Origin of the sequence: Collinsella sp. LCP19S3_D5 (assembly GCF_052121415.1) — a bacterium.
Classification (GTDB): domain Bacteria; phylum Actinomycetota; class Coriobacteriia; order Coriobacteriales; family Coriobacteriaceae; genus Collinsella.
On sequence record NZ_JBQKEH010000002.1, the window covers coordinates 114,634 to 130,040 of the forward strand.

Here is a 15,407-nt window from a genome sequence, read left to right on the forward strand (position 1 = left end):
ATGACATGGTTGGGGCTTACCACCCGACGCGCCCTTGCGCATATCGTCTTCTCATTTTCGAAACTTTAAAAGACCTTGAGTTTCGAAACCGCGAAGGAGAGTTTAAGCAAGAGACGACGTTAGCTCTGAGTCGACGCTCGAGAAGGGGCTCTCGTCGCTTCTGTCCATCAGGGATGCAGTCACGAAGGTCCTCATCGCCCGCGCGGGAGTTCGAACGCGCGCAAATCGATACGGACGCAAGCGAAGCCCCAGTCAGCTCCATGACTTATGGGAAAGCCGCCCTCTGCAGGCTTCTTACCCTTGTTGTGGCGGTTGTTGTTTACGGTGTTGTTTGCGTTCGCATTGGCAGAGGAGCTGTCGCCGTTGCCCCTCCGTTTTCGTCAGTACCGGGCTGGGTGGCTGCCCTTCAGTCTGCATGCAAGGTGAGATCGGGCCCAGCGCCGTCTTTTTATAAGCGCTTTGGCGAAAACGTCCTGCTTATCAGAAGGATTTAAGTCCCAATTAAACAAGGAGCGGAAAGAGAGCCATATGCGATAGCAATGATTTCGCTATTGCATCTTCTGCTTGCATTTGCCTTAAGAAACCCTATATTAAAATGAGGCGCAATCGTATCCTTTTACCAAATCTGAGCAAGCGCATATATGCCCCAGCTCAGATTCAAAAGACTTTGAAAGCGAGATGCCATGAGCAAATGCTCATGTACGGTAAGGAAGCAAGCAACCGAAAACAAGAGATAGACCGCCAGCACTACACTATTCCGAACCAAAGACCAAAAGATAAGCATTGTGGGAAAATCTAAACTTTTGGATTTTCCCACAATGCCGACTACGGCGGAATCCCTCCCACTCCTTATATATTTCTTTCTGTATACATTGAATTTGTATTTAGTAAAATGCAGACAACACCACGGATCGGCTTTTGGCTGGACAATTCCAACCAAACACCGCAGCAGACAGTAGAAACCATTCTGAACGTTAGGAAGCCGGTATGATTGTTACATATAAGGGGAAGAAAAATTTCTTTTAGATACTTGTTTTCCTAAAACTGATGTGATATAATAATTCAAGTCCAGAAAAGGAGTAAAAAATATGCGGCAAGGTATTCTTAAATAAAACTATAATCAAATAGTGGGAACAAAGGATTATGATAGTCCCTTTTGTAGGGGCTTAGTTTTTTGTACCCAATTTAAGAATACTTTTGCCTTATCAATTTTGACATATCCCCAAAAACAGCACTCACAAACAGGTGTATGCTGTATACGTGTATGTCCGCAATTATCATCCCCAGTGGTAAAAGTATTTTACTGCTGGGGATTTTTATGCCCTTCGGGGCAGTAAAGGGAGGACAATCACATGAAAATAATCAATATCGGGATTCTTGCCCATGTAGACGCTGGAAAGACAACCTTGACGGAGAGCCTGCTATATGCCAGCGGAGCCATTTCAGAACCGGGGAGCGTCGAAAAAGGGACAACGAGGACGGACACCATGCTTTTGGAGCGGCAGCGTGGGATTACCATTCAAGCGGCAGTCACTTCCTTCCAGTGGAACAGATGTAAAGTCAACATTGTGGATACGCCCGGCCACATGGATTTTTTGGCGGAGGTGTACCGCTCTTTGGCTGTTTTAGATGGGGCCATCTTGGTGATCTCCGCTAAAGATGGTGTGCAGGCCCAGACCCGTATTCTGTTCCATGCCCTGCGGAAAATGGACATTCCCACCGTTATCTTTATCAACAAGATCGACCAGACTGGCGTTGATTTGCAAGGCGTGTATCAGTCTGTTCGGGATAAGCTCTCCGCCGATATTATCATCAAGCAGACGGTGTCGCTGTCCCCGGAAATAGTCCTGGAGGAAAATACCGACATAGAAGCATGGGATGCGGTCATTGAAAATAACGATGAATTATTGGAAAAGTATATCGCAGGAGAACCAATCAGCCGGGAAGAACTTGCGCAGGAGGAACAGCGGCGGGTTCAAGACGCCTCCCTGTTCCCGGTCTATCATGGCAGCGCCAAAAAGGGCCTTGGCATTCAACCGTTGATGGATGCGGTGACAGGGCTGTTCCAACCAATTGGGGAACAGGGGAGCGCCGCCCTATGCGGCAGCGTTTTCAAGGTGGAGTATACAGATTGTGACCAGCGGCTCATCTATCTGCGGCTATACAGCGGAACGCTGCGCCTGCGGGATACGGTGGCCCTGGCCGGGAGAGAAAAGCTGAAAATCACAGAGATGCGTATTCCATCCAAAGGGGAGATTGTTCGTACAGACACCGCCCACAAGGGCGAAATTGTCATTCTTCCCAGCGACAGCGTGGGATTAAACGACGTATTGGGGGACAACACCCGACTTCCTCGTGAAAGGTGGCGCGATGCCCCCCTCCCCATGCTGCGGACGACGATTGCGCCGAAAACGGCAACGCAAAGAGAACGGCTGCTGGACGCTCTTACGCAAATTGCGGATACTGACCCGCTTTTGCGCTACGAGGTGGATTCCATCACCCATGAGATCATTCTTTCTTTTTTGGGCCGGGTGCAGTTGGAGGTCGTTTCCGCTTTGCTGTCGGAAAAATACAAGATTGAAACAGTGGTAAAGGAACCCACCATCATTTATATGGAGCGGCCGCTCAAAGCAGCCAGCCACACCATCCATATCGAGGTGCCGCCCAACCCGTTTTGGGCATCTATCGGACTGTCTGTTACACCACTCCCGCTTGGCTCCGGCGTACAATACGAGAGCCGGGTTTCGCTGGGATACTTGAACCAGAGTTTTCAAAACGCTGTCAGGGATGGTATCCGTTACGGGCTGGAGCAGGGCTTGTTCGGCTGGAACGTAACGGACTGTAAGATTTGCTTTGAATACGGGCTTTATTACAGTCCGGTCAGCACGCCGGCGGACTTCCGCTCATTGGCCCCGATTGTATTGGAACAGGCATTGAAGGAATCAGGGACGCAACTGCTGGAACCTTATCTCTCCTTCACCCTCTATGCGCCCCGGGAATATCTTTCCAGGGCTTATCATGATGCACCGAAATACTGTGCCACCATCGAAACGGTCCAGGTAAAAAAGGATGAAGTTGTCTTTACGGGCGAGATTCCCGCCCGCTGTATACAGGCATACCGTACTGATCTGGCCTTTTACACCAACGGGCAGAGCGTATGCCTGACGGAACTGAAAGGGTATCAGGCCGCTGTCGGCGAGCCGGTCATCCAGCCCCGCCGTCCAAACAGCCGCCTGGACAAGGTGCGCCATATGTTTCAGAAGGTAATGTAAAGATACATAATCGTCAAGACGGCAACAATCAGAAGTTATGGAGGGTAACAATGGAACGCCGTTTCTGAAAGGAGCGAGAGAAGCGCCGTCTTGCCCGTTCCCCTTGCTCCCGTAATAATAGTCGACAGGTTGGGATCTCCCGGGCCGTTGATAAAGCCACGGTTGATGTCGCGCAGGATATGCTCGCGACCCGCTAGAAAGGGAGGGACGCTTCCAAATGTTGGGGTAAAGGGGTTCTTGCTGTACTCCATGGTAGCTCCTTTGCAAGTTTTGCTAATTTTTGCAAGTTTTGCTAACTTTTGCAAGTTTTGCTAACGACAGACCAAAGGGCATCGAAGCAGTGGCGCTGACATGTTTTACGCAGAAAAATAAGCAGAAATCAATTTATCTGCGTTAAAAAATAGTTGAGAAGAAAAAACGACGAGTCCCGGGCGCAATGCCGTTGCGTTCCGGGCCTCGTCGCTTTGCGAAGTGTCTAACGATCTCGTTGCCGTCGTCCTAGTCAAACAAACTCGGCATGTCGTTTTCCTTCATGAGGGCACCGGCAGAGGGGAGACTCTGCGCGGTGAACTTCTCGGCCGAGACGCCAGCGCCAAGGATTTCCTCGGTCGTGCCGACGGTGGTGACCGAGCGACCCTTCTTGGCGGTAAAGGCCTGGACGCCCTGCGTGTTGGTGGTCGTCTTGGTCTTGAGCAGCGACGTGTTGAAGTTCATCAGGCGGTAGTCGCTCGAGACCAGCGCGATGTCGCGGTCTTCCTTGAGTACCTGAGCATACAGCAGTTTGCTGCCGCCGTAGATGGCGTTCTTGAGGCGCTTGCGGTTGGTCTTGGTAACGTATCCGGCAAGTGCGACACGCACCACGCGGCCGTTCTCAAAGACAAACAGCACGTCGGCCTTGTAGTCCTCGGGGTCGATGACCCAGATGACACTCTCGTCGGGTTCCATCTCGAGGTCGGTGGGCAAGTACGAGCCCAGCTGGGCCGACTTGGTGTCCTCAAACGCCGCAACCTTGCACTTGTATACCTGGCTCTTGTTGGTAAAGACCAGCAGCTCGTGGGTGTTGGAGGACGGGAACTCGATAAAGGGCTTATCGCCGTCCTTGTACTTGAGCGTCGCAGCCTTCTTGAGTACGCGGTCCGTCATCTTCTTAAGGTAGCCATCGCGCGAGAGCATGATGGTAACCGGGTACTCCTCGATCTCGGGCTCCAGGCTTACCTCGACAACCTCATGGGGCTCGATCCTGCCCGTGCGGCGCGGCATCACGTACTTCTTGTTGACCGCGGCCAGCTCGTCGCTGATGACCTTCTTGATGTTCTCTTCGCTCGAAAGGATCTCCTCAAGCTCGGCAATCTCACCCTCGAGCTTAGCGATGTCCTTGGTGCGGTTGAGGATGTACTCCTCGTTGATGTTGCGGAGCTTAAGCTCGGCAACAAACTCGGCCTGGGTCTCGTCGATGCCGAAACCCTTCATAAGGTTGGGCACGACCTCGGCCTCGAGCTTGGTGCCACGGATGATGGCGATGGCCTTGTCGATGTCGAGCAGAATCGCCTCAAGACCGTGCAGCAGGTGCAGGCGCTCGGACTTTTTGCCCAAGTCAAAGTTAATGCGGCGACGCGTGGACTCAATACGCCACTTGACCCACTCGTGCAGGATCTGGCGTACGCCCATAACGCGGGGATAGCCGTCGACCAGCACGTTAAAGTTGCATGAGAACGAATCCTGCAGCGTAGTCGAGCGATAAAGCTTCGCCATGAGCTTGTCGGGGTCGACACCGCGCTTAAGATCGATGGCGATACGCAGACCCGAGAGGTCAGTCTCGTCACGGATGTCAGCGATCTCCTTGACCTTGCCCTCTTTGGAGAGCTTGACGATGCGATCGATGATGACATCGGTCTTGGTGGTGTAGGGGATCTCGTAGACCTCGATGATGCGCTCTTCGGAAATCCAGCGCCAGCGGGAGCGGATCTGGAAGCTGCCAAGGCCGGTCTCGATAATCTTTTCCATCTCCTCGCGGCGGTAGATAATCTCACCGCCGGTCGAGAAGTCGGGCATGGGCATGTACTCGAGCAGATCGCAGTTGGGATCCTGCAGGTAGTGCATGGTGGCGGTGCAGACCTCGTTGAGGTTGAAGCCGCAGATGTCGGACGCCATGGCGACGCCGATGCCCTTGTTGGCCGAGACAAGGATGTTGGGGAATGTGGTAGGCAGCAGGCGCGGCTCCTTCATGGCGCCGTCGTAGCTGTCGACAAAGTCGACCGGGTCCTTGTCGATGTCCTTGAAGATCTCGGCACTGATGGGGGCGAGCTTGGCCTCGGTGTAACGCGAGGCAGCGTAGCTCAGGTCGCCCGAATAGTACTTGCCAAAGTTGCCCTTCGACTCCACGAAGGGGGCGAGTAGTGCCTCGTTGCCGGTGGCCAGGCGCACCATCGTCTCGTAGATCGCGGCGTCGCCGTGCGGGTTGAGCTTCATGGTTTGGCCCACGATGTTAGCGCTCTTCTGGCGCTCACCTTTGAGCAAGCCCATCTTGTACATGGTGTAGAGCAGCTTGCGGTGCGAGGGCTTAAAACCGTCGATCTCGGGGAACGCACGCGAGACGTTGACGCTCATGGCGTAGGGCATGTAGTTGACCTCGAGCGTCTGCGTGATCGGCTGATTGGTGACCTCGGAGTGCAGGCCGATGACGTTCTCGGCGTTGACCTGCTTTTTCTTTGGCTGGTTCTTTGTCTTCTTCTTTGCCACGATTTCCTCTTGAACTTCTTATGGGCCGTCGTTATCGATTTGCTGCTACTGCAGGTCCAGCTGGTCCAGGTATTCCTTGCCGTGCTCCGAGATATGGCGCTTGCGGCCCGCCTCGTCGCTGCCCAGCAGAAGGTTGAACATGGTCTCCATCTTGGTGACGTCTTCGGACTCCACCTTAATCAGACGACGCGTCTCGGGGTTCATGGTGGTGAGCCACATCATGTCCGGGTCGTTCTCACCAAGACCCTTGGAGCGGTTGATGGAGCACTTCTGGTCGCCGATCTCCTTAAGAATGCCGTTCTTCTCGAGCTCGGTGTAGGCAAAGTAGGTCTTTTCTTTGCAGTTGATCTCGTAGAGCGGCGACTCGGCGATATACACGTAGCCTTCGTCGATAAGCGTGGGCACCAGGCGATAGAGCATGGTGAGCACGAGCGTACGGATGTGATAACCGTCGACGTCGGCGTCCGTACAGATGATGACCTTGTTCCAGTTGAGGTTGTCCAGGTCGAAGGCGCCGAGGTTCTTGATGCGCTTGTCTTTGATCTCCACGCCGCAGCCCAGCACGCGCATGAGGTCCATGATGATGTCGGACTTAAAGATGCGCGGATAGTCCTCCTTTAGGCAGTTGAGGATCTTGCCGCGGACGGGCATAACGCCCTGGAACTCGGCATCGCGCGAGGTGCGAATGGCGCCTGCTGCCGAGTCGCCCTCTACGATGTAGATCTCGCGGCGGCTCTTGTCCTTGGAGCGGCAGTCGATGAATTTCTGCACGCGGTTGGCCATGTCGGTCTTCTGCTGCAGGTTGGTCTTGATGCTCTGGCGCGTCTTCTCGGCATTCTCGCGCGAGCGCTTGTTGATGAGCACCTGCTCCATGATCTTGTTGGCGGCATCTTTGTTCTCGATCAAGTAGGTCGAGAGGCGCTCCTTAAAGAATGCCGTCATGGCCTGCTGGATAAAGCGGTTGTTGATGGCCTTCTTAGTCTGGTTTTCGTAGGACGTTTGGGTGGAGAAGCAGTTGGTCACCAGCACCAGGCAGTCCTGGACGTCCTGCCACTTAATGCCGCTCTCGTTTTTGTTGTATTTGCCCTGTTGCTTAATGTAGGCATCGATGGCGCTGGTGAGGGCACTGCGGGCCGCCTTTTCGGGTGAGCCACCGTTCTCGAGCCAGGAGGAGTTGTGGTAGTACTCCTGCATCGTGAAAGTGCGCGAGAAGCACATGCAAGCAGTGATTTTTACGTTGTAATCGGGTAGATCCTCGCGATCGCGACCGCGACGGTCGGCCTCGATAAAGAAGGGCTCGGTAAGGTAGTCGGTACCGACCTTCTCGAGCACGTAGTCCTCGATGCCCTTGGGATAGCAGAAGTCCTCTTCGGAAAACTCGCCGTCGTCGCCCTCGATGCGCAGCCGGAAGGTCACGTTGGCGTTGACCACGGCCTGGCGGCGCATGGTCTCGCGATACCAATCGTGGGGGATGCTGATGGAGGTAAAGACCTCAAGATCGGGGCGCCACTTGATGGTGGTGCCGGTGCGGTTCTCGTCGCTGGGCTCAACCTCGAGTGCTTTCTTTTTGGCGCCGACGACCTTGCCCTTCTTAAAGTGCAGGGAGTACTTGTTACCGTCGCGCCAAACCGTGACGTCCATGTATTCGGAGGCGTACTGGGTTGCGCACGAGCCCAGGCCGTTGGTGCCGAGCGAGAAGTCGTAGTCGCCGCCCTGGTTGTTGTTGTACTTACCGCCGGCGTAAAGCTCGCAAAAGACGAGTTCCCAGTTAAAGCGCTTCTCGGAGGGGTTCCAGTCAAGCGGGCAGCCGCGGCCGTTGTCCTCTACCTGAATGGAGCCATCGCGAAAGGTGGTAAGGGTGATGAGCTTGCCGTAGCCCTGGCGCGCCTCGTCAACGGCGTTGGACAGGATCTCGAAGGCGGCATGCGCGCAGCCGTCGAGCCCGTCCGAGCCAAAGATGACGGCGGGGCGCAGGCGTACGCGCTCCTCGTCCTTGAGCTGACGAATACTGTCGTTACCATAGTTTGCGGTGTTTTTTGCCATGCTCGCTCTCTCGATGCTCCTTTGCTGCGTTTTAGTCATATAGATAGTCAAGGTAGCATAGCCCAGCCCTTGGGCGATTCCAACCAACACGAAATCCATCGAACAATCGTTCGGAGTTCGATAAGGTTTCGTTTACTCGCACAAAACCGAGTCGGTATTGTGCGAGCAAGTTTGAATAGCGAACCGAAGTTGTAATGTCCGCATAGCGATGACGAATGAGCCGAGTCGGCGTCTCTCACAAAAGTAACTAGGAGCTAGCGGGGCCTATCCGAATTGACCTCATTGGCGGTATCGGCTTCGAGCGCCGTGCGGCGGGCGCTGTAGGCGACGAGGCCGGCGCCTGCCGCGGCGAGTGCTGCAGCGGCTGCCGTAAGGGGAGCGCATGTATCGCCCGTGCCCGCAAGCGCGCCCGCTTTTCCGGGGCGCTTGCTATTGTTGTGGTCCTTGCCGCTGCTGGAGCTGCTTCCGCCGGAGCCGCCGCCCTTGTCAGTACCGCCGCCACTCGAGCCGCCACCGTCGTCCACCGTCATCGGTGCATCGTGAAGCCCCGTCGTATCCGCGCTGTCGCATACGCCGACCTGAACTTCTGAGCGTTCGCATGCCGCGTCGGGCACATGAAGCTCGTGCAGTACGGCACCCAGCGCCGAGTTTGCACCCGGCCGAATTTCCTCGAGCGTTACGGGATCGAGCGCCACCAGGTTATGCGCCTTCGCATACAGCGTTACGCGTTTGCCCACATCGTCGCTCCAGCTCTCGGGGATGGCGAAGCTCATGCGGAACTGTGCCGTGCAACCCGGTGCCAGCACGGCGTTGCCGTTGTCGGCTACCAGCGGGTGCGTTGCAAAACGTGCGCCCAGCGTCTCGAGCGCGTACTTCACGTGTGCCATGTCTTGGGCCGAAGCATCCTCGGCAAGCTCTGGATCGTAGATCGAAACCATGCGTGCGTTCAGTCCGAATCCGATGGATGCGCTGGAGAACGGCTGGCTGGAGCCCTCTCGGTACAGATCGATCGTGCCGGCGGTCAGCAAGGTGTTGCCGTCGTTTCGCACCGTGACCATGAAGGATTCGCCTGCTGCTCCGGGTACCACTGCGCCCGAGGTAGCGACTGCGCCCGTCGGAGTGGCACACGCCACCAAGGGCACTTCGATGCCGTGCAGCTCTGCCTCGCTCTTCTCCGCGCTCACAATGTGCGTGGCGAGTGCGGAGAGCATGCCTCCCGACGTCAAAAATGTCGTTATCTGATCGACGGGGTGGTCCAGCTCGCACATCACGAACGGCTCCGTGAACAGATCGCCTGCCAAGGTGCTGGCGAAGATGCGGAAGTGCTTGCCCATCACTGCTACCGGGTTGCCTTCTTCGTCGTAGGTTTGTCCCACCTTGCCATCGGTGTTCTCTACATAGAGCACGCACCTGCCGTTGTTGCTTACGCTAAACGATGCCGGGCCACAGCCTGCGGCACCCACGGGCTGCGTTGCAAATGCCGATGCGCCTCGCGTCCAAGTAATATGCTGCAGTTGCTCGTTGACGGTTGCCAAAAAGCCCGAATGTTGTGGCCATGGCACCGCATGAGGTACCGTGGCGTCTGGTGACATAACGTCCCAGCACGCAATGGACTGGCCGATCACGGCGTACGATGCGCAGCCGCAACCGTCTGCGGTCTCGTACGCAACGGACACCACCATTTTGCCGTTGATATTCTCGGGCTTGCCCAGCTCGATACTCGACGGTGCTTGCGGAAAGCGGAGGACCTGACGGAACGTGAGACTGTCGCCCAAATCATCCGACCACAAGGTAAAGCATTCCAGCGCAACCTCGGCCTCGCTGCCGAGCGCCTCTTCTGCGGTGGTTCCGCGGCGGTGGAGGTAGGCACCCGACAGGCGCCCGTCGACGAGCGTCTTGCCCACCGTGATACGCGGGCACTGCAGACAATGGTAGCCATCCTCCTGAAGGCGGCCGCGCGAGATGCTGCGCCACGACGTATACGACACCACGCGAACTTTGCTATTACTTATGCGCAGGCGCACGACGGACAGTATGCCGGCTGTGCTTGCCGTATCGAAAAGGGTGTTGTCACCGGCGGGGCGCTCGCCCGAGATCAGCAGCACGTAGGCGTCCTGGTTTCCTCTTCCGTCCGTATATTCCACCACGTCGAAGTCGTAATCGAATATGCCGTCGCGCTCCACGTCGCCCTCGCCAAACCCAAGGGGAAAGTCCACGGGAGTGGGAGCGGACCACGTGCCGTTTGCCTTTGTGTGCACCACCAGGCGCGAGCGGCCATTGTCGCCGTAGCGCACCGAGGCGATACGGAACAGACATTCTACGCCGGCAATCATTGCCAGCTTCATGTGAGCTTCGCTGAGCACGCCAGTAAACAGCACGTTGTCGCTCGAGGGTTTTATGCCGCCACGCTCGTCCTCCGATACGCCAGCAGAATTGGCGTTGGGGTCCGCAACGGCGTCCTTCGCCTGCCCGATATAGGTGTACTTATACATCGGCGCGGCGTTTTCTATCAGTGTATGGACGAAATGCTCGATCTGTCCCGTGTCGTCGCTTTCTGCATCCGCCTCGAGCTCAATGCGCGTGACCGCTTGATCCCAATCGCGCACGACAGGCGCGACGTTTACGGCGGTGGCCTTAACCTCGGCGCGTGCGAGCAGCTCGGCGTTGGTGACGATGGTGGCCGATGCGATAAATTGCGGCACGCCGCCTGCCTCGGCGTTGCCGGCCGTGCCGAAGCGGGCATCCAACGTGTAAGGCGTATCTCCACCCAATGCGAGCTCAGAGCGCTGGAGCACATACTGGTTGCCATTGTTCACCGACATATTCCACGAATCGAGGAGTGTGGGCCACGACCCCGACCAAGCCTTGGTGGTCCACTTGAACATTACGAACTGGAGTATCACATCGACATCGACGTCTGCACCTACGCGCAGTCGCGGAAGCTGGTGTCCATCTGCCTTCTCGTACCCAATGAACAGCGTGAGGGATGCGGCGCCGCGCACGGCAGACGAAGCGACGCCTGCAACGCCGGCGCCAAAGGTGACGGCAAGCCCGATCTGGATGGTGAACGAGCCCGAGGTGTTTGAATAGTCGAGCGAAATGTTTTTAAAAAACGCCGCGCCGCTGCCGTGCGTGTGGGCACCCACGGCGAGCGCCAGCTTCGCCAGCACCCAGGGGTTGACGTTTAGGAAAAACGGCACCGGTCCTAGGGTAAACTGCTCGGTCCAATTGAGGTCGGTTCTTACCTGGAAGAGGGCCTTAATATTGCCAAATGCGGGGTCGTTGTTGTCACCCCAGGTTTTGCCCACCCAGTCGTAGGCGAGCGATCCGTACAGCTGTGTGGCGATATTCATCGTAAAACGCGGCGTGCAGTGGTGACGAAGCAGCTTAGTGTTCCTTGGATCGGTGCCCGAACCGGCACTCATACTTTTGTACTGATTCCACTTCCCCTCCATCTCGTCGAGGTAGCGGTTTGCCTGCTTGGCGCCCGACTCGCGCGGTGACTTCTTCCAGTATTCCGGATCCGGATTGCCCGAATCGTTCATGTAGCCGACCGGTTTGTATCCTCCGCCAAACAGCACGTATCCGGCAAAAGAGAAATCGAACAAAATGGGGAACGAGGGCATCCAGCACGTGAACTTATTGCCGCCGATGCCGGGAAACGCCGCCGGGAAATCAAACGGAGTAATCTCTTGGTCCATGGTGGTGGGGACGATAGTGGTCGAGCCCGATTCTGCCTTTGCGGCCGGCGCGGTGACAACGGCCATGGGGGAGGAGAGTGTATAGGTCTTGCCCTGATAGTCGAGGACAAAGCGCAGCTTGCATCCTTCCTCCAGAAGGCCCGAAGCTGCATCGAGGAACGTGTCTTCGAGTGTGAACGTTGCCAGATTATCCGAACCCGATGCACTGGCCTTGACTTGGCCAATTTGCGTGACGGTTTCGGATGAGCTGCTCGTGGCGGGCATTACCTTGTTGATGCACAGCGTTGCCTGTCCACCCTGTGGCAGATGTGCCTGCACGGTAAAGGCGTGCGTGTCGGGTTGGTCGTTTCCGGCGTCGTCCTTCGGCAGTGCCATGAACGTGGCGTCGGCGTACTGGATGTCCCACTCGTCGAACGTAAGCTGGCGAAAGTACGGCTCACCGTCGGAAAGCGGACGTGTGGGCGCGGTAATGGCGGTGCCGCCCTGGATGCGCGTGAGGGGGATCTCGACATCACGGTAGCCCGCCATGCTGATGGAGATGCCACCGTTAAAGTCGTACGCGTCGAGAAGCGTTGCCTCGTCCACGTAGCCTTCCGAAAGCGGCGCGACCTCAAAGATGGCCGTGCCCTCGTCGTCGGTAGTGGCGGAGAGCTGCTTGCCCGCGGCATAACGCGACGCGAGCGTGACCTGGGCTCCCTTGATGGGCATATTCTTGTTGGCGACGTCGACCACGACCACACCAAACATGGTGCGCGAGAGAACGAGCACCTTGAAGGGGTCTTCTTCGTCGGCATAGGCCTCGGTGGGGGCGAATGGCAGTATGAAGGCGTTTGCGCTGCTCGGCACGCGAGGCAGCATGATGCCTGCCAGCGAGGATGCTCCGGCGATAAGTAGCGAACGACGATCAAGCATTTTGGGCTCCCATCCCGCAAATAACGGAGGAAATAATCCTATTTTGCGAGAAGGTGCCCCGTGGCGGTAGTGCCGTTCAAGGGTCAAAATGTCCAAATTGATCGAGCGAAGCGCCGGGTTCCGGAACGCGTTCGATGCGCTTGGCAGCCCGGTCGCTAACGCAACATATGCGCGACCAGCTCGGCGCGAGTTCCGATACCAAGCTTGGCATACACTCCTGATAGGCGGTTTTTAACAGTGCCCGGCGATACTTCCATGTGGCGTGCGATTTCGGCGTTGGTCCATCCGCGGCAGGCGAGCATGGCCATGGTGAACTCCGTGGTCGTTAAATCGTCGGCCACGTCCTCGCCCGAATCGGGGTTGTGGATGCGCCGCCAGCCGTAGCTAAATCGATACGTAATCTCGATGATGCGTGCGAAATCGTCAGGGTATTGCGCTTTTAGGCACGCCTCGATGAGCCCCTGTAAAAGGCCGTGGTGCTCGCCAATGAGCTCGATAAGGCCGTCGGGGCGCGCAATGTCCCAAGCGGCTCCGAAATGTGCCTTTGCGGCGTCGATGTCCTTGAGGCTCATGCATGCCATGGAAGCCGCCAGGTGCAGGAACAGTTCCGAGATGGGATAGCTTCCCTGTTTCATGATCAGGGCATTTTCCACCATGCCCAGGCTGCGGCCGTATTCGCCGCGCAGATACAAGGCGTGCGCCATCACGTAGCTGGCGAACAGGCGCAGGCCTTCGGGCAAATGCGCCGCAAGCGGATAAAACTCTTCGGCGGAATACGGGGAAGGCAAGTGCAGCAGGACGCTCGCGGCCGAGGTGAACAGGATGTGCATGGCGTGGACGGCAGGCGATTCCTCGTCGGCCGGCGTATCGAGGATGCCAGTAAGGCACCGGCGGGCATCGGCGATACGGTTGAGCGACAGACTGGCGTATCCGCAGATAAAGCATGCGGAATAGCGCAGTGCGGGGTCGGTGGCGTCAAGATAAGGGCGCGCCGTCTTGGCAGCGAGGGTGGCCTGTCCGCGAAAGTACAGCGCTTCTGCCGTGGCAATGGCGCGCGAATCGGGGTCGGAAATGCCTGCAACCGCAGCGTCAATCTGCCCCGGCACAAAGGCGGTGCACATCAACGGCATGGGAACGCATGGGTAGCCATCGCAGTCCATCTTCCATCTCCCAACAGCTGGCAACAATAGCAGCAATTGTACTCCTGTTACTCGGGACTGGAATTTGCGGGTATGGCATACGATTACGCAGAACGTATAAAGGAAGAGTCTATTGGCGATGCTGCCAAGGTGGCTACCGAAGCCTAGCTGAGCTCGACAGTAGGAAAAATTGCCACCCCTGCAAAAAGCTTTGTCGCAGCGATGGGAAACACATCTTGTTCTGCATATAATGAGGTCATATGACGGTGCGTTTGCATACGTGTGACGCATTCCCATCGAACCGAAAAGGAGGCCCGCAGGGTTGGCGACGAGGTCAGCTTCCTCGCTCAGGGCACCATCTATCCCGACATCCTGGAGTCCCAGGACGGCGTGAAGGCCCATCACAACGTGGTTGGCCTGCCCGAGGACCTGCAGTTTGAGCTTTGCGAGCCCGTCAGAATGCTGTACAAGGACGAGGTCCCCGGCATCTGCCGTGTGTGCTACGACCTCACGCCCAAGCCCGTCGGCACCGTTGAGTGGGAGTAAGCTTTTTGGGCTGCTTTGATCATAGTTCCATGAATGGGGAGGCCTCGCGCGATTGCGCGGGGCCTTCTTTTTCGAAAAGGGCTTCCGTCGTGGTGTCGCCACTGTCCATCGTGCCTGCCATCGCCTCTGGTGTTGCTCATGAGCAGGGCTGATTTGCGACGAGAACTAGCAGGGCTTGTTAGCGGCACGAGCGAAGCAGGTTGTTTCGCATTGAGCGCGCCGGGCAGAAGAAGGCCATAATGGAGTGCGCGCACAATTTGTTTTAGAGGAGGATGCCGCATGGCAAAAGACGAACAAACAAGCTGGATTGTTGAGATGCTCATGGCCAGTGTGTCGGTGGCGCCCGCGGCTCTTTTGGAAGAGGTTATGGCAGATGAGCGCTGCGTGGATTTTGGCCCCATCCACCATTTTATTGTGGGCGCGGTGCTGCTTGCGTGCTGGCGCAACGCCGAAGCATCTGGGGAGCGAGATGCGATGCTCAAAGACGATCTTGCCGATTTGATGTCTCGTTCGGATTGCGTGCCGGGGGCAACGTGTGCCCGTTGGGGCGTGTGCGGGGCAGCTGCGTCTGCGGGCATGGCATATGCAATCGTGCGCGGCAATGCGCCGCTGCGTAGTGAAGGCTGGCAGGAGGGGCAGCTTATGGTTTCTGAGCTACTCGCCGCCATCGCGCGCTCGGGAAGCCCGCGGTGCTGCAAGCGAGACGCGCGCGTGGCGATTCGTGAGGCCGTTTCGTTTTTTAACGCGCTCGGCGGACCGCAGCTTAAAGCATGGGAGAAGACGCCAGCCTGCGATAGCTATGCGGCCAATACAGTGTGCATGGGCGAAAAGTGCCCGTATCATCCGTCCTTTATCATCCAATAGGGAATCGGGTGCCCCAATAAGGGTTGGGCAGATGTGACAAAGGGACAGTCCCTTTGTCACATTATCGGCGGTATGCGCGGGATGGTGCGCCACGCGGCGTGCCGTCTCGTTCGTTTTTTGGTGCGGTTTGTTACATTCCTCACTGACGCCGGTAAAAAATGGGGATAGAGTAGGACAAACGCGTCGAATAC

8 protein-coding genes are annotated in these 15,407 nt (G+C 56.8%); 3 read left to right on the forward strand and 5 right to left on the reverse strand.

The genetic code is table 11. The features are described 5' to 3' along the window. The first annotated feature begins 1,352 nt into the window (after window positions 1-1,352). Window positions 1,353-3,272 (forward strand): tetracycline resistance ribosomal protection protein Tet(W), encoded by a 1,920-nt coding sequence (tet(W), locus tag ACTQXO_RS01510; RefSeq protein WP_441016467.1) that lies wholly within the window; start codon window positions 1,353-1,355, stop codon window positions 3,270-3,272. Window positions 3,273-3,307: 35 nt separating this feature from the next. On the opposite strand, the gene ACTQXO_RS01515 is transcribed toward tet(W), so the two are convergent. From ACTQXO_RS01515 to ACTQXO_RS01535, 5 genes are all read right to left on the reverse strand, one after another. Further along, entirely contained in the window at window positions 3,308-3,523 is a 216-nt protein-coding gene (locus ACTQXO_RS01515) for a hypothetical protein (protein WP_441016470.1), read from the reverse strand. Between the two features lie 247 nt (window positions 3,524-3,770). Then, on the reverse strand, window positions 3,771-6,011 hold the full coding sequence (locus tag ACTQXO_RS01520) for a DNA gyrase subunit A (protein WP_441032585.1): 2,241 nt from the start codon (window positions 6,009-6,011) through the stop codon (window positions 3,771-3,773). Window positions 6,012-6,056: 45 nt separating this feature from the next. Continuing rightward, a complete protein-coding gene (locus tag ACTQXO_RS01525) occupies window positions 6,057-8,054 on the reverse strand; it encodes a DNA gyrase/topoisomerase IV subunit B (RefSeq protein WP_441032582.1) in 1,998 nt (665 codons plus the stop codon). Window positions 8,055-8,308: 254 nt separating this feature from the next. Continuing rightward, window positions 8,309-12,667 (reverse strand): hypothetical protein, encoded by a 4,359-nt coding sequence (locus ACTQXO_RS01530; protein WP_441032579.1) that lies wholly within the window; start codon window positions 12,665-12,667, stop codon window positions 8,309-8,311. A 155-nt stretch (window positions 12,668-12,822) separates the two neighbouring features. After that, the gene (locus ACTQXO_RS01535; protein ID WP_441032577.1) at window positions 12,823-13,827 is read right to left on the reverse strand and encodes a helix-turn-helix domain-containing protein; all 1,005 of its coding nucleotides are present in this window, start codon (window positions 13,825-13,827) and stop codon (window positions 12,823-12,825) included. 261 nt (window positions 13,828-14,088) lie between these two features. Between ACTQXO_RS01535 and ACTQXO_RS01540 the strand changes: the two genes are divergently transcribed. Both ACTQXO_RS01540 and ACTQXO_RS01545 read left to right on the forward strand, forming a co-directional pair. Next, on the forward strand, window positions 14,089-14,352 hold the full coding sequence (locus tag ACTQXO_RS01540; protein WP_441032574.1) for a GMP synthase (glutamine-hydrolyzing): 264 nt from the start codon (window positions 14,089-14,091) through the stop codon (window positions 14,350-14,352). A 279-nt stretch (window positions 14,353-14,631) separates the two neighbouring features. Further along, the gene (locus ACTQXO_RS01545) at window positions 14,632-15,216 is read left to right on the forward strand and encodes a DUF5714 domain-containing protein (protein WP_441032571.1); all 585 of its coding nucleotides are present in this window, start codon (window positions 14,632-14,634) and stop codon (window positions 15,214-15,216) included. The last annotated feature ends 191 nt before the right edge of the window (window positions 15,217-15,407 follow it).

Excerpts from the sequence above, each read along its gene's own strand:
- ACTQXO_RS01530 (WP_441032579.1), bottom strand. The coding sequence starts at position 12,667 with ATGCTTGATCGTCGTTCGCTACTTATCGCCGGAGCATCCTCGCTGGCA.
- ACTQXO_RS01525 (WP_441032582.1), bottom strand. The coding sequence starts at position 8,054 with ATGGCAAAAAACACCGCAAACTATGGTAACGACAGTATTCGTCAGCTC.
- ACTQXO_RS01545 (WP_441032571.1), top strand. The coding sequence starts at position 14,632 with ATGGCAAAAGACGAACAAACAAGCTGGATTGTTGAGATGCTCATGGCC.
- ACTQXO_RS01515 (WP_441016470.1), bottom strand. The coding sequence starts at position 3,523 with ATGGAGTACAGCAAGAACCCCTTTACCCCAACATTTGGAAGCGTCCCT.
- ACTQXO_RS01535 (WP_441032577.1), bottom strand. The coding sequence starts at position 13,827 with ATGGACTGCGATGGCTACCCATGCGTTCCCATGCCGTTGATGTGCACC.